We start from the raw sequence: 25,358 nt of genomic DNA, 5'->3' as shown, positions 1-25,358 counted from the left end.
CTCTATTACCTTTCGCTAAAAAAATACAGCTATGCAGTCGTCAAAGCCACGAGTAATTAAAGATTTTGAAAAGTTAGATGCTCAGATTCAGGAGCAAATAAAACTGGCCTATCCCTATGGGTTTTATGATTCATTGATTCACTTCTACAATAAGGAAGGTCAAAAAGTATCTGCCTTACCTTTTGAGACAGATGAAAAATACTACATGGTCCGTATGACTATAGCTGAAGCCAAAGCGATTGTAGCTGATGATGATGATTTTGATGAAGATGGCAATCTGAAGGACGACATCAAGGATGATTATGAAAACAAGTATTCAGACCTTGACTATATGAGTGACTACATCGCTGACGACTCTGGTGATGATGGTGATGAAGATGAATAAGCTCCTACTGGTTTTTGGTTGCTTTTCTTTGATACTGCTTAGCTACTGTACAGAAAACGAACCCACCCCTGACCAGGCTATTGAGGCGACTGCCATACTTTCTGGTATTTATTCCGAGACAGATTCTACCTATGTTGTCGGAGAAGAACCCTATGGCAGGGTGCAGTTGACCCAGTTAGACAGTATCGTTCAGGTAGAAATTTTCCTTGAAAACTTTAACCCCAACACTATTCATTCGGTGCACCTACATGCAGGCAGCTGCGAACAGCCAGGAATGCACTGGAACCAGGGCTTTGGCATGGACACCTACTTCTGCAATGAAAGAAGCCTTGGAATTCCCTGGGCCAAACCACGTGCCGGAGATGTAGGTAATGTAAGTGTAGGTTATGATGGCAGTGGCTACTTTTCACTAAAGACTGATATGTGGCAGCTAGGCAGTGGCGATCATCGAGATATTGTTGGTAAAGTCGTGGTGATTCATGACACTCTGGATGATTTCGTAGGTGAGTGTGATCCCAACCACACACACAATCATACCCACACCAACGCCAAGGTAGCCTGCGGAACAATCGAGTTGGTTCAGAACTGATTTATCCCCTTCATTCGGTTTTACGTTGTTTTAACAGGAATTTGGCCTGTTTTAAAAAATACAAACGTTATCATATTTCATTTTTACAATAGTTTTATACTTTTGTTGAACATTACATACAAAACGGTGACATTTTGTGACAATCGTTTACTGCTGGGTGACAAACCTGCATGAGGTTCCTCGTAAAATTGTATAGTAAACAATCAAAAGGAATCTAAAGGTTAAAAACTCAAAACTCATGAAAAGATTAACACTAACAGCAGCAGTAATCGTAACAGTTATGACCACTGCTTTGGCCTCTGGAAATGGATCAAAAAAAGAAAGAGCCGCCATTATTCCAGGAAACGATGTGACTTACAAAGTCCTTTATCAAAATGATGAACCTACTGTGGTTCGCATCAAGATAAAGAACGATCAAGGTGAACTAATCAGAGCCGACAAGTTTAAAAGCATTGAAGGGTTCATGCAGAGATATGATCTAAGCAGCCTAAAAGAAGGCACCTACTTCGTAGAACTTAGAGATAAGTATGGAGTAGTATCTGAGAAAGTTCAGATCAACGATCAGTTCAAACAAGCTTCAACTATTCTAGCCAAAAACTAGAAGAAACAATATTTTAAAATACTTCTTTATACTATTACAAATGCCTTCTTGTTTCAGGAAGGTTTTTGTTTTTTATACCCCCCTACTCAAGATTCATTAGTTAAAACCACATCCAGGCAAACCTCATTCTTGATCTCCGTGACATCTTGTGACATTCCTTTACCCACTGGTGACAAACCAGCACGAAGGCTTGCGTTTAACTAACTATAATCGAAAAGATCAAAACTCAAAAACTCATGAAAAGATTAACACTAACAGCAGCAGTAATCGTAACAGTTATGACCACTGCTTTGGCCTCTGGAAATGGATCAAAAAAAGAAAGAGCCGCCATTATTCCAGGAAACGATGTGACTTACAAAGTCCTTTATCAAAATGATGAGCCTACTGTGGTTCGCATCAAGATAAAGAACGATCAAGGTGAACTAATCAGAGCCGACAAGTTCAAAAGCACTGAAGGATTCATGCAGAGATATGATCTAAGCAGCCTAAAAGAAGGCACCTACTTCGTAGAACTTAGAGATAAGTATGGAGTAGTATCTGAGAAAGTTCAGATCAACGTGAGAAAGTTCAGATCAACGATCAGCCCAAACAAGCTTCAACTATTCTAGCGAAAAACTAGAAGAAACAATATTTTAAAATACTTCTTTATACTATTACAAATGCCTTCCTGATTCGGGAAGGTTTTTGTTTTTCATGACAATTCATGACAATCATTTACCTGAATCGGACAGCCAAATCAGCTGAAGTACGTAATATTGAAGTACCTGAAAATGATGAAAATGCAACGACTAATTTGGTTGATACTAGTAACCTTACCCCTTCTGACAAATGCAGAAGATCTCAAGCGAGTAGTGGATCTCAGAGGCTACTGGAAGTTTTCCATTGGGGATAATCCCAGATGGTCCAGCCCAGACTACAACGATCAGAGCTGGGAAAAAATATTCGTTCCTTCCCCATGGGAAAATGAAGGTTTTGGTGGGTTTGATGGATATGCCTGGTACCGAATCACTGTAGACCTCCGCAACGTAAATGATAAAAACCTTTACCTGGTGCTTGGATACATTGATGATGTGGATCAGGTTTACCTAAATGGCCAACTCATTGGTTTCAGTGGCTCTTTTCCTCCTGACTTTTATACCGCTTACAATGCTCATCGCAAATACTACATCCCTGAAGAACTTATCAATCGCAATGGAAAAAATGTAATAGCCATTCGCGTATTCGATACGATCCTGGAAGGTGGCATCATCAAAGGCGACGTGGGTATATATTCCAATAAAGAAATTCCTAAAGAGAGCTACTCGCTGGAGGGCAACTGGAAGTTTCGTGAAGGAGATAGTGACGCCTGGGCACGAATAGACTATGAAGACGACCATTGGAGAGAGATCATGGTGCCCAGCCTGTGGAGAAGTCTGAAAAAAGCTAACATCGAAGGAACCGCCTGGTATCGAAAAACCATCACCATCACCACAGAAATGCTCTCAGAAGAGAATTTACTACTTGTAATGGGTAGGATCGATGATTTTGATGAAACATACCTCAACGGAGTGCTGATCGGCAAAACGAATGACCGAAAACCATTTGGGTGGTCTGAATCCTATAGACAACTACGCACCTATTCGATTCCCAAAAATATTGTCAGACCTGGGCAACCAAATGTAATTGCTGTGCGGGTATCTGATATTGGTGGTGATGCCGGGATCTATAAAGGACCGCTCTGCATAGTGCCAGAGTCAAAACTCGATCAGGTACTGAGAGCTATAAACTAGTCCTTTCATACCACTTCTTGATCGTGGCTTCTACAGGTTTGTTTTGAGGAGTAAAATCATTGTTAGATAGCCCACCAGCTGCATTGTGAAAATGCCATTTCCAAAGAAAGCCTCCTGCAAACCAGTCTTCGTCCCAAAAGCTGGACATCAAAGCCTCATAAGCCTGATCCTGAATATTTAAGTCCACGACTGAATTTTGAGTAAGCTCCCAGTGATTCCCCGCACCTCCTTTGGCACTTCTAAAGCCATATTCTGTAAAGAGTATCGGACGTACTATCGATTCAGAGTATTTTCTTAAGCTCCTGTTGAGTTGCTTGCATGAGTTCATTAGCTCCTGGCTAGTCGGCTGCTCACTGTCAGTCAGTGGAAAATATGCATCTATACCAATATAATCTAGTTGATTCCAAAAACTGACTGCCTGGTAATTATCCCAATTGGCAGCATAGGTTAGCTTTCCAGAATACACCTCCCGAACCTGTGGAATGAGCTGTTCCCAGAATGCTGCTCTACTACCAGTAGTCTGCTTCAATTCTGTTCCAATACAGAGTAACTCCACCTTCATTTCTTCGGACAGCTTCGCAAATTCCAGTATGAATGTCGTGTACTGCTCCTCCCAGATTAGCCAATCCTGTTCATTTCCCAATTCAAACTCACCAATCCATCCCTCTCGCATCCAAATATGAGGTTTCATCATCACCTTGAGTTCATTTTGATGGGCCAATCGGATCAGCTCTTTGCAGCCATCAATCCGCTCCCCCCACCACTGACGTTCGTGATTGAAGTGAACCTCTGGGACTCCCTGCCTGGAAAAACCGAATGGAATAACCGCCACCCATGAGCCATTTACCCGTTTGACCTCAGACATCTCCAGAGAATCAATTATACGAAATGGATTAACGAGACTCACTCCATTAATCCGCTCAGGGTGTGATACTGAGGTGCCATCAGCCCCTAAGAGCAAAGCTCCAAATACAATGATCGAACTAAAAAGAAAGCTGAGAATTAACTTCATATCTTAGGTATAGCAGTCATATTTTAAATAAATTATACGCTAAATCAAAAATAAGTTTTGGCAACAACTACAATAGACTTTAATTCCTTACTGATCAAAAGACTAAGAGCAAGGGACACCACAGCTCTGGACTATTTGTACGATCACTATTCGGAAGCACTTTATGGTATCATATTCCGAACTCTCAAACACAAAGAAATTGCTGAAGAAACCTTGCACGAGGTGTTTCTAAAGATCTGGGACCAAATAGATTCTTACGACTCTTCGAAAGGAACACTATTCACCTGGATGTATCGGATTGCCAGAAATCGAGCCATCGACGCAAGGCGATCTAAGGATTTTAAATCCTCAGATAAATCCGATGACATCAGCGGGTTCGTAGATATGTTCGAAACGTCAGACAACAAGGAAGACTACATCGGGCTATCAACCATCCTGAACGAAATAGGCAAAATGTGCAAAAAGCTCATCCAGCTCAATTTCTTTGAAGGCTACTCTCACGCGGAAATTTCAGAAAATGAAGAAATGCCTTTAGGAACCGTAAAAACACGTCTTAGAAATTGTTTGAAGGATATTAAACAGAAATTAAGTAGAGATTTTGACTAAAGAAGAGATCATAAACGAAGGCTACCTGGCTGCCTACATCACAGAAGAACTCCAACAGGAAGATATCCGGGAAGTGGAGAGGTTTCTCGCTAAGGACTCAGAGATCATGAACGAGTACCTGGATTTACAAAAGACCATCGAGCATTTGGCTTTTGAATATGCTATTTCTCCTTCACAGGCAGTAAAACGCTTCATAATGGAGACTCCTGAAGTGATGAGCCATATATCTTGGCCGGCTAAGGAACAAGCTATTGGTAGTGGTTACAAACTGGCACTTGCCGCTAGTGTGATTATCGCTCTGACTGCATTGATGAGCGCATTCTACTTCTGGAATCAGTGGCAAACCACGGATTACCGTCTGGCACAGCTAACTGCCAGAAACATAGAATTGGCTGAAAGCTACAATACGGTAAATCAAGAGCTGACAGACATACGCCAGGATTTGGCAGTGTTAGTCAGCCCTGAGTTTAGCAGAATCATCCTCAATGGAACAGACAATGCCAAACAAGCCAAGGCAGTGATTTACTGGAACCCAAATCAAGAAGAGGTCTACCTCAACTCGGCTAACCTGGCTTCATTACCTCAAAATCAGCAGTACCAATTGTGGGCGCTCATCGATGGTGCGCCAGTGGACGCTGGGGTCTTTGACGCTGAGGAAGGCACCTTCCAAATCATGAAAAATATCGCTAAGGCAGATGCATTTGCCGTGACGGTAGAACAATCCGGTGGTGCTGAGAGCCCAACATTGAGCACTATGCAGGTGTACGGAGAGGCTATATAACTAACTGAAAAACAACCATTTAAATAGAATAAGAAAAGCAGAGTTGAAGCTCTGCTTTTTTTATTTAAAAATAATTTAACTTTTTTCCGATTGGAGAAATCCAGTTAATCTGTACCTTTCGTATATAAGACAGTTTCTATTAGGAAACTGCTTAAAGCTGGTTGATGAGCGCCGTGAGTAATCACGGCGTTTTTTATGCAAACCGCTCTATATCGGCCCCAAGGGCTTTCAGTCGCTTATCTATAAACTGATATCCTCGATCAATCTGCTCGATATTATGGATGGTGGAGTCCCCTTCTGCAGACAGTGCTGCAATCAACAAACTCACCCCGGCTCTGATGTCTGGAGAAGTCATACTGATGCCTCTTAGCGGAAATGCCCTGTCCAACCCAATCACCGTGGCTCTATGAGGATCACACAAGATGATCTGTGCTCCCATATCTATCAACTTATCTACAAAGAACAAACGACTCTCAAACATCTTCTGATGAATGAGTACCGTACCTTTTGCCTGTGTAGCAGTGACCAAAGCCACACTCAACAGATCGGGCGTGAATCCAGGCCAGATGGCGTCTGCCACTGTCAGAATAGATCCGTCGATATAACTTTCAATTTCGTAGTGCTCCTGGGCAGGAATAAAAATATCATCCCCCCGAAATTCCATCTTGATCCCCAAACGCCTAAAAGTATCTGGAATAATTCCCAGCATATCAATTCGGGCATCTTTAATGGTAATTTCTGACTGTGTCATAGCAGCCATACCAATGAAACTACCAATCTCGATCATGTCTGGAAGCATGGTGTGTTCCGTTCCTCCCAGCACCTCTACTCCCTCTATTTTGAGCAGGTTACTGCCAATTCCTTCAATTTTAGCCCCCATTCTCACCAGCATATTGCATAGCTGCTGAATATATGGCTCACAGGCTGCATTGTAAATTGTAGTGAGACCTTCGGCCAAAACAGCCGCCATAATGATGTTGGCGGTACCAGTAACCGATGCCTCATCAAGGTGCATATAGCAACCCTTTAGTTTAGAACCATCTACTGTGTAAAAGGAGGTGGCCGAGTCGTAGTGAAATTTGGCTCCTAATTTCTGAAAGCCCACGAAGTGCGTATCTAGCCTTCTTCGACCAATTTTATCTCCACCAGGTTTTGGCATTTTGCCTTTTCCATAGCGAGCAAGCAATGGACCAAGAATCATAATCGAACCGCGCAGTGAGGCTGCCTTCTCTTTAAAGTCCTCGGTATCCAGAAATTTTAGATTAACATCTTTTGCTGTAAATCGGTAAGACTCTTCATCAGTCTTTTCGATCTGTACGCCCAAATCAGCCAGCAAATCGATCAATTTGAGCACATCTCGAATTGCAGGAATCTTATGAATATGAACTGGTTCGGCTGTAAGTAAGACAGCTGATATGATTTGGAGCGCTTCGTTTTTTGCTCCCTGCGGAGTGATGCTCCCCTTGAGGCGCTTGCCACCTCGCACTCGGAATGAAGCCATTAGTTGTTATTTCTTCTTCTTTTGTTAGAGTGATTTCTTTTGCCACCGCCTTTGTTGCGATTTCTATTATGGTGTCGGTTGCTGTTATCGTTGCCCCTCTTTTCAGAATCAAAAAGATTGTTGGCCTTCACTTTTTCAATATCAATATCTAGCTGATCCTTTGACAGTTGTTTGATGTTTTTCAACACCTGCTCATCCTCTATATTGTCTTTGTTCCACGTCAGGTAAAAAGACTTCATCAGCTTACCAATAGCAATAATGGCTCCTTCCTTCTCAGCAGGATCTTCCATTGCTATGGCATTTTGAATTAGGATTTCGATATTCCTGCCGTAGTGACGGAATTTGATTTCATTGGACTGATACTTCATTCTGTCCGGCTTGCGCTCCAGAATAGTCGCCTCGGGAATAGGAAAAGGACTTTCCACATCCAAATCAAACTTGGAAATTATGAACAGATCATCCCAGACTTTTTGGGTGTACTCCTGAGCATCTTTGCTAAACTCCGGGTTGATCATTTTCATCAGCTCAACCAACGTAGCTGCCATTCGATTACGCTTCTCCTTATCTTCAATAGTCTTGATGTGCGCTACCAGATTTTGCACATTTCTACCGTATTCTCTCAGGGTCAGTTGCTGACGCTCCGTATTATATTCCAAACTCATATTCTAGATTTTGCTCAAAAATAACCAAATACTATTATGCCAACGATTGAAGGCCCGATTCATTTCGATGAAATTACGATTTCAAATAAGCAATGCATTTCAACTCGATCGCAATCGGGGTGGGTAAGGCATTGACTTCCACTGTAGTGCGACAGGGCTGAACGTCTTTGAAATACTCCGCATAGATGGAATTAAAGGTCTTAAAATCAGCCTTCATGTTGGTTAAAAAAACGGTAACATCCACCAAATCAGACCATTGCGCCTCAGAGGCTTCCAAAATGTCTTTCACATTGTTAAAAACCGAATGACACTGAGCTTCAATATCATACGCTGCGATTTGACCATCGGCATCCAGAGTCACACCAGGGATTTCCTTAGTTCCCTTTTTTCTGGGACCTACTCCAGATAAAAACAGCATATCACCAACTCTCCTGGCATGCGGATATAAACCTACTGGCTCGGGAGCCTTATCTGACTGAAATACACTCATAGTTTCTTTTCAAAATAGATTTTTGATAATCTCGGATTTTGATGCTTCTGGAAATCGATAACATTGAAACCCTCACTGATTGCAAATTTTAACATGTTTCGGTGTCTGTTCATCGTTTTGAACTTCAGGTAGTGATAGCCTTTTAGTTTGCACCAGACTTCCATTTTTTTCAGCAGCAACCGACCGATTCCTTTGCTGCGATGCTCTGGAAGTACCGCTCCCATCCAGCTGTAAAACACCTCCCCGTCCAGAAACCGATCATAACCTACTTTGAATCCCACGGGAAATCCATCCAGCTCAGCAATCAATACGAGATGCTCAGAAGCGCCCAATCTCCGTTGATACTCAGACTTGGAATAAGGGTCATCAAACTCTGGTATCAGCTCCTGTATTGCTAGCACCTCGTCAATACTCCCGGAGCGCACTATGATACTCATGTCCCTATTTATTCATTAAGTCTTCGATTTCATCCGCATGAATCGGGATGTTACGCATTAGGTTTTTGTGACCATCCTTGGTGATCAAAATATCGTCTTCCAGTCGTATACCAATATTTTCTTCTCGGATGTAAATACCTGGCTCCACAGTGAAGACCATTCCTGGCTCAAACTTTTTATAAATAGAAGCCACATCATGCACATCTATACCCAAATGATGCGAAGTGCCGTGCATGAAGTACTTCTTGTAAGCAGGCCATTCCGGGTTTTGGTTTTTGATATCTGTCTTGTCCAACAATCCCAGTTCCAACAGCTCTTCTGTCATTAACTCACCTACAGACGCATGATACTCAGGTATTGCACTACCTGGCTTTAAAAGCTCTGTTGCTTGGTTTTTCACACGTAATACAGCGTCATATACCTGTCGCTGACGCTTCGTAAATCTCCCATTTACGGGAATCGTACGGGTCATGTCGGCATTGTAGTTGGCATACTCCGCGCCTACATCCATCAGCAGCAAGTCACCGTCTTTCAATTGCTGACTATTCTCAATGTAGTGAAGCACACACGCATTGAATCCTCCAGCTACTATCGGAGAGTAAGCAAAGCCGCGTGACCTATTAGATAAAAAGACATGTGCGTATTCTGCCTCTACTTCGTATTCCCAAACTCCCGGTTCCACTGTCTCAAGAATCCTTCTAAAGCCCTGCTCGGTGATATGACAGGCATGTTCTATGGTCTTCACTTCGAGTTCCGACTTGATTGTGCGCAGGTCATAGATGATCGGTGCCAAACGCTCATACTTGTACAGTGGGAACCTGGCCATGCAGTTTTTGATGAATCGGTCATTGGCTGTCTCTACCAATGAAGCATTTCGGATGTGCTCATTGCTAGGCAGATAGATATGTTCGCTTTCTGCCAAAATGGTGTACAGAACCTTTTCAAAATCCTGGCTCCATTTGATATTTTTGATACCAGAGGTCTCTTCTCCCTCCTCTTTGGTGAGTTTATGACCTTCCCAGATAGCAATCTCCTCATTGGTCTCTCGGAGGAAAAGTACCTCGCGAAGTTTCGGGTCTGGAAAATCGGGAGCCAGCAAAAGGATGGACTCCTCCTGATCAACTCCACTGAGATAATACAGGTCGGAGTTTTGTTTGAAATTCATGGTTCCATCGGCATTGGTGGGCATGATGTCGTTGGAATGAACAATAACGACGGAATTGGGCTTCAAACGGGAAATGAGCCTTTTTCTGTTCTCGACGAATAGGGAGTTGTCTATTTGTTTGTACCTCATGGATCTTGTGCTTATTTGTAAGATCTCAAAGGTAGCACTTATCAGCTATGGACTAAAAAAATGAAATATCAATACTGCTGATAAAGCAAAAAAAGGGAGACCAAAAGCCTCCCTTTTATCAATTAAATCATCAATTAATGAACTACTGAGCAGTGAAAGATACCACTACCACATCTCCATTGAACACTTCCGGTCCATCACCATTGTCTGGGAACCCGTACTCTCCGTCTGCTGGAGACTCAATATGAAGCATTGGGAACAGCATATCTCCGGCACTGACAGAAGCATCACCGAGATCAACCACTACGTTGGCATTTGTGCCTGCAGTGACCATGGTCTGACCAAGTACGGTACCTGGAGCTCCACTTCCATTGTCTGCATGAATGACAATCCAGCCATCTACTCCTGCTTTCACTTCATCAATAGTAACGGTATTGGTAGCCGACACTGCTTGATTTGAAGCAGTTACAGAAGGTGCTTCCACATCTATGGATGAGAATGTGATTGGAGCATCAAACCCGCTAGATCCATCAAATTCATATGCTCCAACAGTCCCGTTATCGTTGTGCAGCATGATCCAGAGGGTTTCGCCATCTGTAAGCTCCTCACCATCAGCCAGTGAGATTTCTACATCTGTAGTGGTGCCGGCTTCTAAAGCCACAGGCTCAGAGATGATGCCCGGCGCCACAAATGACCCGGCACCATTATCTCTGTGAATGACCACCCAAGATGGCTGATCAACCGTAATACTTTCTACCATGATCTTGTCCTGAGATGTCACCTGGTTCTCGGCAGTGAATGATCCTGAAGGTGCTCCTACAGTAAATGACTCAGTAGTGATAGGACCATCAAATCCGCTCGCACCATCAAACTCATATTCGCTGATTACACCATTGTCTGTGTGTAGCATCACATACAATACAGCATCCGTTGCTACAGCTTCGGTAAGTGTAACCATCACATCTGTAGTAGTGCCTGCCTCCACTTGAACAGGGGTGGAAATAATACCCGGCACTTCCGGCCCGTCATTGTTGGCATTGCTAGCATGCACTACTACCCAACCGGTAGCATTCATGGTGATTTCACCAACAGAAAGCATGTTTCCTTGTAAAACCTGATCGCTAACAGCGATGGATCCACTAGGAGCCTCTACATCAAAACTCACGACCACTACATCTTCACCAAATACCTCAGGTCCATCTCCATTGTCCGGGAATCCATACTCACCATCCGCTGGTGATTCGATATGCAGCATCGGCCAAAGTTTTTCTCCTCCAGCAAATACGGCATCTCCAAGGTCAATCATCACATCAGAATTCATACCGACACTAACCATGGTTTGTCCCAGCACTTCACCTGGCGCACCTTCATTGTCGGCGTGTATCACTAACCATCCATCCACTGCTGCATTCACCTCAGATACAGTGACCATATTTTCACTCACCACCTGAGCCGAAGAGGTAATTGAGGCAGATGACACGGTAATACCTGTCATCACAATATTGCCATCGGCATCAAAAATCGGATTATCAACGCCACTAGAGCCATCAAACTCATATGCTCCTGCTTCTCCATCATCAGTATGTAGCATTACATAAAGCATACCACCGTCAGTGAGATCAGTAAAGTCTGTAATCTCCACCATTACATCTTCATGACTACCCGCTTCAAGTAGCAATGGCTCTGAAATAATCTCAGGTACCTGAGGTCCAGACTCAGCCGCGGCATGTACTACTACCCAACCGCTTCTGTCTAAAGTTACATTTCCAACATGTACCATGTTTTGAGAAAGTGTCTGATCCATCACCGTCAGAGTACCTGTTGGGTCTCCATCCAGACTCAAGGTAATGCTGGTCATGACAATGTTTCCATCCTCATCTATGATTGGTCCGTCCAATCCATTAGAGCCATCAAACTCATAAGTACCAACGGTACCATCATCTGTGTGGAGCATCACCCAAACCATGTCACCATCTTCCAGGTCCACATCACTATTGAGCATTACTTCAACATTTTCTGAAGTACCAGCTGATACCATTTTGGGTTCTGAGATAATATCTGGCACGACAGGACCGCTACCATCCTCGGTGGATGCATGTACTACAATCCAACCATCAGCATCCATAGTCACACTTGACACAATGATGCTGTTATTCTCAGTCAACATCTGATCCGACACCATCAACGAACCACTAGGGTCCATTGGCTCCATGTCGTCATCGTCATCATTACAACCTACAAACACCACTGCCATTACCAGCAGCATCCATGTAGATCTCTTTATCCATTCGTTAATTGTCATTTTTCTCATAGGTTTTTAACTATTTATCTATTTGAGTTCGGACAACCTACGAGGTGCACTTGCAAAGTAGATTTGAAAAATTCAATTTTTTCAGGAAAATATCCCAATTAACATCCATACTTGATTTAAAACCATAGAATCGAAAGGGGATTGAGACTCCTTTTGATTAAAATTGGATCATGCGCATCCGGCACGTTTTATTTGGAGTTTACTTCCTTACGATACTTCCAATCTCGAGTGGTCAGTCTAAATATTGGATTGGTAATGAAGCGGCTAACCTTCACACACAAATACTCAATCAATCCCCTATAAAATGCTCGAAATGGTTGAAAAGCTGTTCATATGAGCTAAGTGAAGAACAGCTTGTCTCACTGACCAGATTGGGTGTTGAGGTGAGTCCAGTCTTAACCTTTGCACCTTTATATCATCCCTTCAAGAAGCCAACACTCGGTTTTGCGCTGGAACAAGTTGGTGCTGAAAAGTTTCTGGAAATGGGACTTACAGGTAAAGGAGTGAAAATAGGCATTATCGACGGTGGATACCTTGGCGCGGATAAAAACGAAGCTCTGAAGATGTTTTTTGATCGAAAGCAGGTACGATACTACAAAGACTACATCACCCCAAACCTGGTGGAGTATGGAGGATTGTCAGGATTGGATGACAACCATGGCACGGAAGTTTGGCAACTGATAGGTGGGTACAACGCATCGAAAGACATTTTGTATGGGCTTGCTACTGAGGCAACGTATTACCTTGCCAGAACAGATCATGGTGGGTATGAAAAAAAGATTGAAGAAGACTACCTCATCCAGGCACTTGAGAGCATGGCCAGTATGGATATCCGGTTGGTGAATATATCGCTAGGATACAATCTCGGTTTCAATAATATAGAAGACAATTACCAACCTACCGAAATGGATGGCACCTCCAAACTAGCTCAAGCTGTGAACTTCGCCGCAGAAAAAAAGGGAATACTGGTAGTGGTATCAGCTGGAAATGAAGGAAACCTCGAGTGGCAAACTCTGAGCACACCAGGCGATGCTCAGTATGCCCTGACCGTAGGCGCGAGCAAACTCAACGTGTGGGATAAAATGGATTATAGCAGCATTGGACCTGATTATATCGACTATATCAAACCTGACATTGCCGTGTATTCAACGCTAGGCACCTCCTACAGTGCCCCAATCGTAACTGGAATGGCTGCCTGTCTGATGCAGATGGATAGCACATTAACTAATTTTGAAATCATAGACCTGTTTAAAAAAGCAGGTAATTTCTATCCATACCCCAACAACTACCTGGGCTATGGAGTGCCAACATGTAAGGAACTGATGAAGGTATATGATCAGGAGCCACGAGACTCACCTGAAACACGACAGGTCCATAAAAAGACCACTATCATACCGGTACCCAAATCGACCAAATATGTGGTGGCCTTTCATAAGAGAGATTCCAGGATCGTTCTGTCACAAGAAGTCTTCCGGTCACCCGGTAAAAAAGTCAAAATCAAACGCCCAGAAGGAGTTAGTCAAACCAGTGTCCTGCTAGGCCACGATATTGTTGAGATTTTCTGGAAATAAATCTTCTGGATTGTCCATTTTCTCTAACCTGTTCGTCAATAGGTCAAAACCGATTAATTTAAACGACAATTATTAAAACTATGAAACAGTTTTTGTACCTCTTTAGAGGAGGAGATGAAGGATTTGCCAATCAATCTCCACAGGAAATGCAAGCGCATATGGCGCGCTGGACTGAGTGGATGACCAAAATCAGCCAGACAGAAGAACCAGTACCAGGTCTGCCCCTAAACAATGACGGTAAAGTGGTGAGCAAGGATGGCGAGATCATCACGGATGGTCCATATGCGGAAGGAAAAGAAATAGTAGGTGGCTATGTACTGGTAGAAGCAAACGATCTGGATCATGCCGTGAGTTTGTCCAAAGGCTGTCCAATTTTTGAATTTGGTGGGATCGTAGAAGTCAGAGAAGCTATGGCCATGTAATCCCAACTTGAAGCCTTCTCTAAATTTGTCTGAAAGCATTCGAGTACAGATCATGAGAAGGTTTCATTCCAACCATGACTTATGACTTCAAATAAACCATCTGGCCTGGTAGATCATTTTTTTCGTAATGAATTCGGAAAAACCGTCTCGTTGCTAACAGCTCGTTTTGGAACCCATCACCTGGAACTTGCCGAGGATTCTGTACAAGAGGCCCTGATCCAGGCGATGAATAGCTGGAGAACGGGCAAAATACCAGAAAATCCCTCAGGATGGATCTTTCGTGTAGCCAATAACAAGATGATCGACCAGCTACGAAGGAGTCAGAAGGTATTTTATGCTACACAGGTGCCTGAAGAAACCTACGAAACCCCACTTCCTGCAGATGATCAGGGTACTGACGATATGATTCGAATGATGTTTGCCTGCTGCAACCCGAAGCTTAGTACGGAATACCAAATCATTCTTACCCTAAAAATCTTAGGTGGGCTGTCCATCCGTGAGATCTCATTGGCACTTTTGAAGAAAGAGGAAACGGTGGCCAAGGCATACACACGTGCCAAAAAACAGTTTAAAGCAGAGAATATTCGATTAGAGTTACCGAATGAGCATCACATAAAAGATCGTATAAATACGGTACTCAAGGTTATTTACCTACTTTTTAATGAAGGATATAAATCCTCTGAAGGAGACCAACTCATTCGGAAAGATCTCTGTGAAGAAGCACTCAGACTCAACCAACTACTCCTGGCGAAAGAGCTCACTAACACGGATTCAGCTCGGTCATTAATCGCGCTGATACACTTTCAATCTGCCCGATTTGAAGCCAGAGTAGATGCACTTGGTAACAGCATAAGCCTGGAACATCAAGATCGCTCTCGATGGGATGCTCGTCACATTGACCTGGGAAATAGGTATTTGAGCTCTGTTGAAAATGGTGAAAGGTACACCTATTTTGTGCAGGCAGCTATTAACGGCATTCACTGTGATGCCGATGATTATCAATCGACCAACTGGAGTTACATCCTGACACTCTACAACCATCTTTACAGCATATCACCCAACCCAATCGTAGCTTTGAATCGAATATACCCAATAGCAATGGTACACGGTCCTGAAGAAGCTCTAAATGCCTTACAACCTCTAAAAACTGAAACATCGCTTCGAGCAAACCATCTGCTACCAGCCACGGAAGCTGAACTGTATGTGCAGCTGCGTGAGACAGAACAAGCCATTGCCTCACTAAAAAATGCCATTCAACTATGCTCGAATGATCGGGATCGGGAGTTTTATCAGCGCAAAATAAAGCGGTTAGAGGTTGATTGATGTTGCGCATAGAAAGTGCCCCTTCGGACATCTGTGCCTGCCATGTACTCCACACGGCCGACAGGACATCTGCTCTAGTGTCTCAATGACCACCGACTGATCCGACAATGGGCCAAACCCGAACCTCGGTACTGTAGAGCAATAGACCGCTGTAACCGGGGCGTTCACTGCTGAGGCCAGGTGCAGGGGTGCTGAGTCATTGGTGTAGTTCATGAGAGCGTATTTCATTACAGCTGCTGACTCAAGTAAGCTTAGACTTCCTGCCAAAATCTTGACATCATGATCACACTGGTCTCTGATCCATTCCCCATCATCAACATCTAATTTACCACCCATTATGTAGACAGACAGTTCTGGAGGCTGCCTGCTGATGAGCCCCACCCATTTGCTCAGTGGCACTTTTTTGGTTTGCCATACGGAGCCAGGTGCAATGGTGATATAGGGGAGTGAAAGTTTCGGTAAGTCGATGTGTTCAATGTAAAGCTGCGGAGTGGTCAGACTTGTTTTGACAATATCCTGAACAAGAGAAAGATTTCGTTCCACTTCGTGTCTTCCGTCCATGATGTGCGGCTTGCGATCAGAGAAGAACAATGACAATGGATTTGTTGTAAAGCCGATGGTTTGGTCAGCACCCGAGCATACAGTTAATAAACCACTAGAAAGATACCGGTGTAGGTTGACCACTAAATCATACCTGATAGAGCGAATTTCTTTCAGTAATGCCCACAAGCTTACATATTTCTTACGTTTATCTAAGGTCATCACTCGATGTATGAAAGGATGCTGATCAAAAAGTGATTCATGACCTTTTCGAACCACTAAGTCAATCTGTGCAGTGGGAAAGGATGCATGCAAACTCTCCGCCACGGGCGTAGCTAAAATCACATCTCCTATAAAAGCAGTTTGAATGATGAGTATTTGCATAAAGTATGTTCGAGCGGTTTAAAATTAGTAAATTTGCGGCCCTATGGAGGATCATGAGCTGATTGAGTTGCCGAATGGCATTCGGATTATTCATAAACAGATAAGCAATACCAAGATTGCCCATGTAGGCATCATGCTCGACATTGGGAGCCGCGACGAGTTACCTGAAGAGCAGGGCATTGCACATTTCTGGGAGCACATGGCCTTTAAGGGTACCAAAAAGCGCAAGGCCTTTCACATTATCAATAGGCTGGATTCTCTGGGAGGTGAACTAAATGCCTACACCACACGCGAAAAAATCTGTTTTTACGCCTCCGTTCTGGACAATCATTTGGACAAAGCGGTAGAGCTTCTTTCGGACATAACTTTCCATTCGGTTTTTCCAGAAAAGGAAATCGAAAAGGAACGCATGGTCATTCTGGAAGAAATGGCGATGTATCGCGACACTCCCGAAGATGCCATTCAGGATGATTTTGATGAGCTGGTATTTAACAACCACCCATTGGGACGCAATATCCTTGGTACGGAAGCAACCGTCAGCAGATTCAAACAATCAGATTTCAAATCATTCCTCCAGCGAAACCTCAATACAGAGCAGATTATACTGTCAAGCATTGGTAATTATTCGATCAAAAAGCTGAAGCGAATGGTGGAGAAATACCTGGCCGATGTACCACATAAAAATCACACCCCGAAGCGCAATTTCTTTACTTCCACATCGCCTATTGTCCAAACGGTTGAAAAGCCAATTACACAAGCTCACGTAGCCCTTGGTAGAACCAGCTATAGTCTTGGAGATGAAAACAGGATTCCATTTTTCCTTCTCATCAATATTTTGGGCGGACCAAGCATGAATTCACGGTTGAATCTCTCTCTCAGAGAGAAACACGGTTTTGTCTATGGGATAGATGCCAGCTACACACCTTATTATGAAACAGGCTCTCTCGGAATCTACTTTGCCACAGATCCAAAAAACCTAAAGAAAAGCCTGAAGCTCATCGACAAGGAATTTGACCTGCTTAAGAAAAAGCCCATGGGCCACATGCAGCTGCACAAGGCAAAGCAGCAACTCAAAGGTCAACTGGCTATGTCTGAAGAGAATAACAATGCCATGATGCTCATGATGGCTAAAAGCATGCTGGATCTCAATAGAATTCCCGATATCAATGAGCTCTTCGAGAAAATAGATCAAGCTACGGCCGATCATTTGGTGGAATTGGCTCGAGAGAACTTTAACAAGGAACAAATGTCTCAGTTAACTTTTATCCCAAACTAGACCGAAGCTCTAAAATCCATTAGTTTTACGGTATGGATTTTCTACCGGATCATCTGCAGCAATATGTTGAGTCTCACTCCGAGCCAGAGAGCGATCTGCTCCGGCGTATCAATAGAGAAACGCATCTCAATGTACTTAAGCCGAGAATGCTTTCCGGGCATCTGCAGGGTCGGGTATTGTCCATGCTCAGTCACATGATCCGGCCGAAACATATTTTGGAAATAGGTACTTATACTGGTTACTCAGCGCTCTGCCTGGCGGAAGGTATGCTACCCGATGGTCATCTGATCACGATTGATGTCAATGAAGAACTGGAAGATCAGGTAAACGGATACTTCGCCGACTCCCCCTTCAAAGATCAGATCGAATTTATCATTGGAAACGCACAAGAAATCATCCCTACTTTGAGTTATGAATGGGATATGGTATTTATCGATGCTGACAAAGCGAGCTATAGTGCCTACTTTGATCTTACACTACCAAACCTAAAATCGGGAGGCTTTCTCATCATAGATAATGTACTTTGGAGTGGAAAAGTGGCTGAGACAGACAAAAAAGATAAAGCAACAGAGTCCATGCGAGCGTTCAACCAAATGGTTCATGATCACTCAGAAGTACAAAATGTGTTATTTCCGATTAGAGATGGCTTAATGATCTTAAGAAAACTATGAGATTATTCTATTGCTTCCTCGCTAGCTTGTTCATTATTCATACTGCACAGGCAGATATACCGCAGGTTCCCTCCTCTATTGAAATCGCGGGAGTGAAACTGAAACTCACCAATGACGCACAGGAAGAAATCCAACGACACGTCAATGCACTCAGAGCAAGCGACAAATACTTTCAGATAAAACTTGATCGGGTAAATCTCTATTTCCCAATAGTAGAGCGAGTGCTCAAAGAAGAAGGTGTCCCAGAGGACATCAAATACCTGGCTATTCAGGAAAGCGCACTGATTTCAGACGCCGTATCCTCCTCTGATGCGGTAGGCTACTGGCAATTCAAAGATTTCACTGCCAGAGAAGTTGGCCTGCGGGTAGACTCAAAAATTGATGAACGCAAGAATATTGTCTCTGCCACGAGAGGAGCCGCAAAGTACTTTAAGAGAAATAATTTCTTCTTTAAAAACTGGATCTATGCAGTAAGTGCCTATCAGGCTGGTCCTGGAGGAGCTAAGCGCTATGTGGATAAAGCCAACTTTGGGTCAGATAAGCTCACCATCACCAAGAACACGCATTGGTATGTACTGAAGTACATTGCACACGTGGTGGCATTCAAAGATGAAATCGGAAGGCCACATAGTGAGGGGTTAAAACTAGGCGAATACACTAAGGGTGAAGGCAAGTCAATTGAACAGGTGGCACGAGAACTGAAAGCTGATGAAGAATTGACCCTTGACTATAACAAGTGGCTCAGACATGGCAAGATCCCAGATGATAAGGTGTATACAGTAATCGTACCGACCAAAGGAAAGTTGCCAAAAATGGTTGCTGACAGGGACGACTCACCTCCACCGCTCACCAGGTCAATAGAAAAACCGGAGGAGAAGACCAAGTATCCAGATAGAATCGCTGGAGATATCATTACCAAGAACCAAACCATCTTCCTAAAGGTAAATGGAATAGATGCGACGATGGCCTCCAAAGGTGATGACGCATCCAGTTTAGCCAAAAAAGCCGGGATAGAAATCGACAAACTACTCTCCTACAATGATCTCAAGAGTACCGCTCCAATAGAATCCGGAGAGATCTACTATGTACACAAAAAGAAAAACAGATCTTCCATTTTCTACCACGTGGCACAATATGGAGAAAGCACCTGGGATATCGCTCAGAAGTACGGAATCAAATTGGATAAACTGAAGAAAAAGAACCGCATGGAGCCCAATGAATCATTGAAGCCAGGCAGACTGATGTGGCTCAGAAAGAAGCGTCCTGCTGATGTGGCCGTAGAATACCATGAGCTAGAGCGACCAAAGACCTACGTGAAAAAAGAACAGCCAACTGTGAACACACGAAAACCAATTGCCGTCGAAACCAAACCTGAAGTGATAGAAGAAGAACTACCTCCTACACAGGAGCAGGTGATCGAAGAAGAACCCAAACCAGAAAAGAAGCCAGCAGTGAAACCCTCGGGAGATAGAATACTGCATGTCATTCAGCCTGGGGAGACCCTTTGGAACCTATCCAAAAGATACGAAGTGGAAGTAAGTGATATCAAAGAATGGAATGGAATGACTGATGAATCTACTCTCAGCGTCGGACAGGAAATAAGCATTTATCGCAACAGACCAGAATCACCTCCTAAATCAGATTCACAGAAAGCGAGCAGCACAAAAGAAGTTGATTCCGCTACCAAAGAGGTGAAGTCTACCTCTACCAAACCTGAGAACCAACAAGTCCATGTAGTAGCAGCCGGTGAATCACTCTGGTCCATATCTCAGAAGTATTCAATAGAAGTAGGCTTGATTCGCTCACTTAATAACTTGTCTGAGGATGATCCAATCAAACCCGGTCAGGAGTTAAAATTGATTTCGGGTGCTACGGATACAACCTACACGGTCCGTGGTGGTGATAGTCTATACAAGATTGCTAAGGAATACGGCATGACCGTAGATGAGTTGATGAAACTCAACGAACTGAGCTCATCCAGCCTTTCCGTCGGTCAGGAACTGAGAGTAAAAAAATAAAAGTCAGGCTGCAATACAACCTGACTTCTTCAATCGTTGCCAACTGCCAATGGTTGGTGATCAGGCGTTGGCTAACTCTTGATTGAAAATATCTCTCACTTTGTCTACAGCTTTTTTGAATTCCGTCTCTTCTGGTGGTTTAGAGATGAATGAAACAGCATTCAGTTCAAGGGCTTTGTCCTTAAAGTTTGGATTACCAGAGATGACTATGATTTTAGGGGGCTTGATAAGAGATCGCATGATTTCGATACCATTGAACTCAGGCATCTCGATATCCAAAAATAGAATATCAGGTCTGTCCAGAATGATACCAGCAGCACCTTTTACAGCATCCTGATAGGTATTCACTAACTCCAAATTATCGGTTTTCTCGGCCAATTGTTTGACCATCAGGATTGACGTGGGATCATCGTCAATAGATATAGCTCGTAACTTCATACTAGGTTCTTTAAAAGAAAGTAAGTTCGGAACTCTTCGATAAAGGGTCAAGTTTTAATCGTTTAAACCAGCAGATATGTGGTTCAATAGGTGGATTGCTGACATGAAATCAGCTGTTAGTATTCGAAATCAAGTCCAAGTCGCTCTTTCATCTCTTTAAGTGCAGGATTTAGCTTGGCCATGTATTCATATTTCTCCCTTGAGGTGTAGAGATTACGCGAACTCTCCTGTTCACTCACTTCTCTCTCTAATTTAATAAATGTATTATCCAGTTCCTTTTTAAAATACCGAATCAGATCTCCCTCAAATTTGTCTAGAATACTGGTTTCCAGCTGACTCTCCAACCATATTTTGATGGTTGTGTCACCTGATTTTTCCAGCTTTCTATCTAGTACCAATTTCTCGGTATCAGTAGCTCCATTGGATATCCTACTTGCTTTGAAAGCCTCCCAGGTTGCCGAGACCTGCTCAGGAGTAAAAGGCGTAGAGCGATCTTCCAACACGGGCTTGGTTGGTTCTTTTTTCTCCTCTCCAGCAGACTTATCCCGATCCCTGCGCAGCAAACTTGGAGTCTCTCTACTTTCAGAAGATCCGGTGGTTGGCACTTTTATCTTAGGAGTGGATGAGACTATTGGTGATGTGGGTTTTGGTAAAGCGGTAGCTTCTGGAGTTGGATCTGAGGCACTATCCGCCTCAGTGTCTGTTAATTCATCGCTACTTTTTTTTTTGCTCCATTGTCGGAGCTGCCACCCTGGCCTAGTTTGATCGCATTGTTGAGCTGGGAAAGCTTCATCAAGCAAAGCTCCACGTGCAATCGTTGATTCTTACTCTGCTTGTAGTTTAGATCTACCTGGTTCATCAGGTTAAGACCTGTGAGTAAATACGAAGCACTCAATGCATTGGACTGTTGCTGGTATTTATCCAGCAGGTTCTCAGGTACCTCCATCAACTTTAAAGTATCTGGATTTTTGCAGACGAGTAGATTTCTGAAGTGCTCCTCCAACCCTACCAGGAAGTTGTGCCCATCAAAACCATTTCGCAACACTTCATCGAACAACAACAAAGCTCCGGACATGTCTTCAGACACAAAGAAATCGCCCAACCGGAAGTAATAGTCATAATCCAGAATGTGGAGATTCTTGATCGTATTTTGATAAGTGACTTTACTGTCTGACGAGAACGTAACAATCAAATCAAAAATAGAGAGCGCATCTCTCATGGCTCCATCTGCCTTCTGAGCGATCAGATGCAATGCTTCAGACTCCGCATCTACACCTTCTTTCTCGGCAATTTTCTGCAACTGAACCACCATGTCATTGATCTCAATTCTATTGAAATCATAGATCTGACATCTCGATAGAATGGTCGGGATGACTTTATGCTTTTCTGTGGTAGCTAAGATAAAAATGGCGTAAGCAGGAGGCTCTTCCAATGTCTTCAAAAAAGCATTGAAGGCCTGTGTGGAGAGCATGTGCACCTCATCTATGATATACACTTTGTATTTTCCCTGCTGAGGCGGATACCTTACCTGATCTATCAGGTTACGAATATCATCCACCGAGTTATTGGAGGCTGCATCGAGTTCATAGATGTTGAAATTATTGGCAGCTGCCTCTCCATTTTCAGCTTCGAAACCGTTGACCATACGCGCCATGATCCTCGCACAAGTGGTTTTCCCAACACCTCTCGGGCCACAAAACAGCAACGCCTGTGCGAGATGGTTGTTATCAATAGCATTCTTCAAAGTAGTGGTGATGTGCTCTTGTCCCACAACTTCTTCAAATCCTAAGGGTCGGTATTTCCGTGCTGATACTACGAAGCTTTCCACGACGGAAAATTAATTGAATTGGCTGGATTGAAAGAACGAATTCTAGATTAATTCATGACAATCATTTAATGACTGGACTCTTCCAGACTAATCCATTTGGATATTATCTTTCTTCATTGGCCCACTAGCCAATTATAACCTACTTTTATTATCAGAACCGAACCAGTAATTATGGACCAGAGATTCCTCTATGGCTTCCAGCAAGTGGGCATTGGAGTAAGCAATATTCAAGCGGCTGTGAAGTGGTATGCAACAGTGCTTCTGGCTGATATCAAGGTATTGGAAGATAGTAACCCTGCTACATACATGGCCCCATATATGGGAAACCAACCCAGGCAGAAAACAGCTATTATCCTAATGAACCAACACGGAGGTGGGGGATTTGAACTATGGCAGCATACAGAGCACAAACCGACCAGCGGACCACTGGTTACTCGAGGAGATTTGGGAATCAACTGTGTGGTGATTTACACCTCCCACCTGGAAAAAGCGAAGGCGCACTTTCGACATCACCAGGTACCAATCAAAACCATCGACGATAAAATCATAGAGATAACCGATCCGTTTGGCAATGCCATCCGAATTGCGGAGAAGTCACTTTCTGACAAAATTCTGCTGACCGGAGTGCATGAGTGCCTGGTAGGTATTTCGAACACTGAAAAGGCCATTAGCTTTTATCGATCATTTGGATTTGAAGTAGCCAACCAATACCGGGAGAAAACTCTTCATATCACTACCCTAAACTGTCCCAACCGTGCAACCGGTAGATTAGGCACTTTCCTGGGGGAGTGTAAGATTCAGTTGCTTGAGCGAACTGAAGGTAATCCAAAGAAAATCTATGATAACCGCATTTGGGGTGATCCCGGATACATCCACCTTTGCTTCGACGTGTACAACCTCAAGTCATGGGTAATGCATTTTGACCAGGTTTCACCATTTACTGTATTATCCAACCCGGATTTCACCATGGGGCAGGCTCAGGGTCACTGGGGCTACCTGGAAGATCCCGATGGCACATTGATAGAGATGGTGGAAGCCCATTATGTCCCAATTGTCAAAAAGCTGGGATTGTCCATTAATCTTCGAAAAAGATCTCCTCTGAAACCGCTTCCAAATTGGCTGATAAAAGCCATGAGGCTCAAAAAAGTGCGTTTTTAGCTACTTTTACTAAATCAATCAAAAAAAATATAAGACCCACGCAACTTCTGCACATCACCGTGCATCTACCTCATGAAAACCAACTTAAAAATGTTGCGAATCAATAAATCAAACTCAGAGGAGAACTTGCTTAGAGACTGCCGAAAAGGCAAGTCTTCAGCACAGCAGTCCTTCTATGAGCGATTTGCACCAAAAATGTTGGGGGTTTGTATCCGGTACATTCACGACAGAGAAGAAGCTGAACATGTGATGATCGGAGGAATGGTGAAAGTGTTTGATAAGCTGGATCAGTACTCAGGTGAAGGTAGCCTGGAAGGCTGGGTAAGACGAATAATGGTCAACGAATCCTTGATGTACATCCGCAAAAACAAGAACATGTCTTTGGAAGTAGATGTGCAGCAGGCTGAATTTGAACCTAACTATCAGACACTGGAAAGCTCACTGGAGGCAGCAGACTTACTAAGTATGATTGCAGAACTACCAGTGGGATACCGAACAGTTTTTAACCTGTATGCGATAGAGGGTTATAATCACAAAGAAATAGCTGAGACGCTGGGCATCAATGAAAACACGTCCAAATCACAGCTTAGTAGAGCCAGAAAGCTATTGCAAGCAAACCTGGCTGCATTGCAAGAGAAAGAATTAAAAGAACCTAGTCATGGCAAATAACTTAGATAGACTATTTAGAGAGGGACTGGACCAGTATGAGGTTACACCCAATGCACAAAGCTGGAAGCAGGTGCAAGGTCAGATTGCCATCAATAAAAAACGTGGCATGTGGCTGTGGAGTGCAGCGGCGGCAGTTGCTCTACTTCTGGTGGGCACTATGGTACTGCGTAATATAAACTGGACCACCCCATCTGATGGGCAGTTGATCTCAGGTATTGATCATCCTGCTCAGGCCGCACTTCCAGCAAAAATCTTTGTGCCAGCAGAAGAACAAGAAGTAGCGCCAATGACAGTACAAATGAATAAAGTGGACAAACCAGCTTCCAAGCCGCAGCAGGTAATGGAAGAACTTCCAAAGTATGAGCTGATACAGATAGCCTCTATACAAACGGTCCAAATCAATGGATTACCAGCACCAAAGTTTGGTCAGGAACTAAAAGAGTTTGAAATAGAAAAACCGACAGTGAAAATTACCTACATAGCTGATAATCAACCGACAGATAAGAAAAACAAGTTGAATGAATTCATTACAAGCATTTCTAAAGAGGCATCTCCTATAGAAATACTGGCGGACATAAGAGATGCAAAGGATAACATATTTAGCAGAAACTAAACTCAAAAT

General features: G+C 43.4%; 27 protein-coding genes. 16 read left to right on the top strand and 11 right to left on the bottom strand.

Going from position 1 to position 25,358, the window contains the following annotated elements:
• Window positions 1–31 precede the first annotated feature (31 nt).
• The 5 genes from ACO067_RS16860 to ACO067_RS16840 all read left to right on the top strand — a co-directional run bounded on the left by ACO067_RS16860 (window position 32) and on the right by ACO067_RS16840 (window position 3,344).
• Window positions 32–385: a hypothetical protein gene (locus ACO067_RS16860; protein WP_421876138.1), complete on the top strand. Its 354-nt coding sequence runs from the start codon at window positions 32–34 to the stop codon at window positions 383–385.
• Window positions 378–974: a superoxide dismutase family protein gene (locus ACO067_RS16855; RefSeq protein WP_421876136.1), complete on the top strand. Its 597-nt coding sequence runs from the start codon at window positions 378–380 to the stop codon at window positions 972–974. Before ACO067_RS16860 ends, ACO067_RS16855 begins: the two co-directional genes overlap by 8 nt.
• A gap of 238 nt (window positions 975–1,212) precedes the next feature.
• Window positions 1,213–1,575 carry a hypothetical protein gene (locus tag ACO067_RS16850; protein ID WP_421876134.1) on the top strand — a complete coding sequence of 121 codons (363 nt, stop codon included), beginning with the start codon at window positions 1,213–1,215 and terminating at the stop codon, window positions 1,573–1,575.
• A 236-nt stretch (window positions 1,576–1,811) separates the two neighbouring features.
• Complete coding sequence (locus ACO067_RS16845; protein WP_421876132.1) at window positions 1,812–2,183, top strand: hypothetical protein; 372 nt, start codon at window positions 1,812–1,814, stop codon at window positions 2,181–2,183.
• Window positions 2,184–2,354: 171 nt separating this feature from the next.
• On the top strand, window positions 2,355–3,344 hold the full coding sequence (locus ACO067_RS16840) for a beta galactosidase jelly roll domain-containing protein (RefSeq protein WP_421876130.1): 990 nt from the start codon (window positions 2,355–2,357) through the stop codon (window positions 3,342–3,344).
• On the opposite strand, the gene ACO067_RS16835 is transcribed toward ACO067_RS16840, so the two are convergent.
• Window positions 3,334–4,356, bottom strand: coding sequence for a glycoside hydrolase family 113 (locus ACO067_RS16835; protein WP_421876127.1), 1,023 nt, complete (start codon window positions 4,354–4,356; stop codon window positions 3,334–3,336). The two genes, ACO067_RS16840 and ACO067_RS16835, sit on opposite strands and share 11 nt — an antisense overlap.
• 57 nt (window positions 4,357–4,413) lie before the next feature.
• On the opposite strand from ACO067_RS16835, the gene ACO067_RS16830 reads away from it, so the two are divergent.
• Both ACO067_RS16830 and ACO067_RS16825 read left to right on the top strand, forming a co-directional pair.
• Entirely contained in the window at window positions 4,414–4,962 is a 549-nt protein-coding gene (locus ACO067_RS16830; protein ID WP_421876124.1) for an RNA polymerase sigma factor, read from the top strand.
• Window positions 4,955–5,743, top strand: a complete 789-nt coding sequence (locus tag ACO067_RS16825; protein ID WP_421876120.1) for an anti-sigma factor — start codon at window positions 4,955–4,957, stop codon at window positions 5,741–5,743. Before ACO067_RS16830 ends, ACO067_RS16825 begins: the two co-directional genes overlap by 8 nt.
• A 193-nt stretch (window positions 5,744–5,936) precedes the next feature.
• On the opposite strand, the gene murA is transcribed toward ACO067_RS16825, so the two are convergent.
• The 6 genes from murA to ACO067_RS16795 form a co-directional block, all read right to left on the bottom strand.
• Window positions 5,937–7,244, bottom strand: coding sequence for a UDP-N-acetylglucosamine 1-carboxyvinyltransferase (gene murA / locus ACO067_RS16820; RefSeq protein ID WP_421876118.1), 1,308 nt, complete (start codon window positions 7,242–7,244; stop codon window positions 5,937–5,939).
• Window positions 7,244–7,906 (bottom strand): DUF4290 domain-containing protein, encoded by a 663-nt coding sequence (locus ACO067_RS16815; protein ID WP_421876116.1) that lies wholly within the window; start codon window positions 7,904–7,906, stop codon window positions 7,244–7,246. Before ACO067_RS16815 ends, murA begins: the two co-directional genes overlap by 1 nt.
• A gap of 73 nt (window positions 7,907–7,979) precedes the next feature.
• The gene (locus ACO067_RS16810; protein WP_421876114.1) at window positions 7,980–8,396 is read right to left on the bottom strand and encodes a RidA family protein; all 417 of its coding nucleotides are present in this window, start codon (window positions 8,394–8,396) and stop codon (window positions 7,980–7,982) included.
• Entirely contained in the window at window positions 8,393–8,833 is a 441-nt protein-coding gene (locus ACO067_RS16805) for a GNAT family N-acetyltransferase (RefSeq protein ID WP_421876111.1), read from the bottom strand. Before ACO067_RS16805 ends, ACO067_RS16810 begins: the two co-directional genes overlap by 4 nt.
• A 4-nt stretch (window positions 8,834–8,837) precedes the next feature.
• Window positions 8,838–10,127, bottom strand: coding sequence for an aminopeptidase P N-terminal domain-containing protein (locus tag ACO067_RS16800; RefSeq protein ID WP_421876109.1), 1,290 nt, complete (start codon window positions 10,125–10,127; stop codon window positions 8,838–8,840).
• A gap of 142 nt (window positions 10,128–10,269) precedes the next feature.
• Window positions 10,270–12,438, bottom strand: a complete 2,169-nt coding sequence (locus tag ACO067_RS16795) for a DUF7282 domain-containing protein (RefSeq protein WP_421876107.1) — start codon at window positions 12,436–12,438, stop codon at window positions 10,270–10,272.
• A 170-nt stretch (window positions 12,439–12,608) separates the two neighbouring features.
• Here ACO067_RS16795 and ACO067_RS16790 point away from each other — a divergent pair, with 170 nt between their 5' ends.
• The 3 genes from ACO067_RS16790 (at window position 12,609) to ACO067_RS16780 (ending at window position 15,754) form a co-directional block, all read left to right on the top strand.
• Window positions 12,609–14,009, top strand: coding sequence for a S8 family serine peptidase (locus ACO067_RS16790; RefSeq protein ID WP_421876105.1), 1,401 nt, complete (start codon window positions 12,609–12,611; stop codon window positions 14,007–14,009).
• Between the two features lie 80 nt (window positions 14,010–14,089).
• Complete coding sequence (locus ACO067_RS16785) at window positions 14,090–14,431, top strand: YciI family protein (protein WP_421876103.1); 342 nt, start codon at window positions 14,090–14,092, stop codon at window positions 14,429–14,431.
• An 81-nt stretch (window positions 14,432–14,512) separates the two neighbouring features.
• A complete protein-coding gene (locus ACO067_RS16780) occupies window positions 14,513–15,754 on the top strand; it encodes an RNA polymerase sigma factor (protein ID WP_421876101.1) in 1,242 nt (413 codons plus the stop codon).
• Here ACO067_RS16780 and ACO067_RS16775 read toward each other — a convergent pair.
• Window positions 15,740–16,678, bottom strand: coding sequence for a glycosyltransferase family 9 protein (locus ACO067_RS16775; RefSeq protein WP_421876099.1), 939 nt, complete (start codon window positions 16,676–16,678; stop codon window positions 15,740–15,742). The genes ACO067_RS16780 and ACO067_RS16775 overlap by 15 nt on opposite strands.
• 43 nt (window positions 16,679–16,721) lie before the next feature.
• Here ACO067_RS16775 and ACO067_RS16770 point away from each other — a divergent pair, with 43 nt between their 5' ends.
• The 3 genes from ACO067_RS16770 to ACO067_RS16760 are packed head-to-tail and all read left to right on the top strand — an operon-like array spanning window position 16,722 to window position 20,643.
• Window positions 16,722–17,954: a M16 family metallopeptidase gene (locus ACO067_RS16770; RefSeq protein WP_421876097.1), complete on the top strand. Its 1,233-nt coding sequence runs from the start codon at window positions 16,722–16,724 to the stop codon at window positions 17,952–17,954.
• A 32-nt stretch (window positions 17,955–17,986) separates the two neighbouring features.
• Window positions 17,987–18,625, top strand: a complete 639-nt coding sequence (locus tag ACO067_RS16765; protein ID WP_421876095.1) for an O-methyltransferase — start codon at window positions 17,987–17,989, stop codon at window positions 18,623–18,625.
• Window positions 18,622–20,643 (top strand): LysM peptidoglycan-binding domain-containing protein, encoded by a 2,022-nt coding sequence (locus ACO067_RS16760; protein WP_421876093.1) that lies wholly within the window; start codon window positions 18,622–18,624, stop codon window positions 20,641–20,643. Before ACO067_RS16765 ends, ACO067_RS16760 begins: the two co-directional genes overlap by 4 nt.
• 60 nt (window positions 20,644–20,703) lie before the next feature.
• Here the strand turns inward: ACO067_RS16760 and ACO067_RS16755 are convergent, their stop codons facing one another.
• The 3 genes from ACO067_RS16755 to dnaX form a co-directional block, all read right to left on the bottom strand.
• On the bottom strand, window positions 20,704–21,081 hold the full coding sequence (locus ACO067_RS16755) for a LytR/AlgR family response regulator transcription factor (protein WP_421876091.1): 378 nt from the start codon (window positions 21,079–21,081) through the stop codon (window positions 20,704–20,706).
• 116 nt (window positions 21,082–21,197) lie between these two features.
• Window positions 21,198–21,686 carry a hypothetical protein gene (locus ACO067_RS16750; protein ID WP_421876089.1) on the bottom strand — a complete coding sequence of 163 codons (489 nt, stop codon included), beginning with the start codon at window positions 21,684–21,686 and terminating at the stop codon, window positions 21,198–21,200.
• Between the two features lie 98 nt (window positions 21,687–21,784).
• Window positions 21,785–22,909: a DNA polymerase III subunit gamma/tau gene (gene dnaX, locus ACO067_RS16745; RefSeq protein ID WP_421876087.1), complete on the bottom strand. Its 1,125-nt coding sequence runs from the start codon at window positions 22,907–22,909 to the stop codon at window positions 21,785–21,787.
• 171 nt (window positions 22,910–23,080) lie between these two features.
• Here dnaX and ACO067_RS16740 point away from each other — a divergent pair, with 171 nt between their 5' ends.
• The 3 genes from ACO067_RS16740 (at window position 23,081) to ACO067_RS16730 (ending at window position 25,349) form a co-directional block, all read left to right on the top strand.
• The gene (locus ACO067_RS16740; protein ID WP_421876085.1) at window positions 23,081–24,067 is read left to right on the top strand and encodes a VOC family protein; all 987 of its coding nucleotides are present in this window, start codon (window positions 23,081–23,083) and stop codon (window positions 24,065–24,067) included.
• Between the two features lie 72 nt (window positions 24,068–24,139).
• Window positions 24,140–24,736 carry an RNA polymerase sigma factor gene (locus ACO067_RS16735; RefSeq protein ID WP_421876083.1) on the top strand — a complete coding sequence of 199 codons (597 nt, stop codon included), beginning with the start codon at window positions 24,140–24,142 and terminating at the stop codon, window positions 24,734–24,736.
• Window positions 24,726–25,349 carry a hypothetical protein gene (locus ACO067_RS16730; RefSeq protein ID WP_421876081.1) on the top strand — a complete coding sequence of 208 codons (624 nt, stop codon included), beginning with the start codon at window positions 24,726–24,728 and terminating at the stop codon, window positions 25,347–25,349. Before ACO067_RS16735 ends, ACO067_RS16730 begins: the two co-directional genes overlap by 11 nt.
• Window positions 25,350–25,358: the final 9 nt, after the last annotated feature.

This window comes from Marinoscillum sp. (assembly GCF_965229915.1).
Lineage (GTDB): Bacteria > Bacteroidota > Bacteroidia > Cytophagales > Cyclobacteriaceae > Marinoscillum.
The sequence above is the reverse complement of the archived record's forward strand: the minus strand, read 5'-3'. Positions and strand labels throughout refer to the sequence as shown.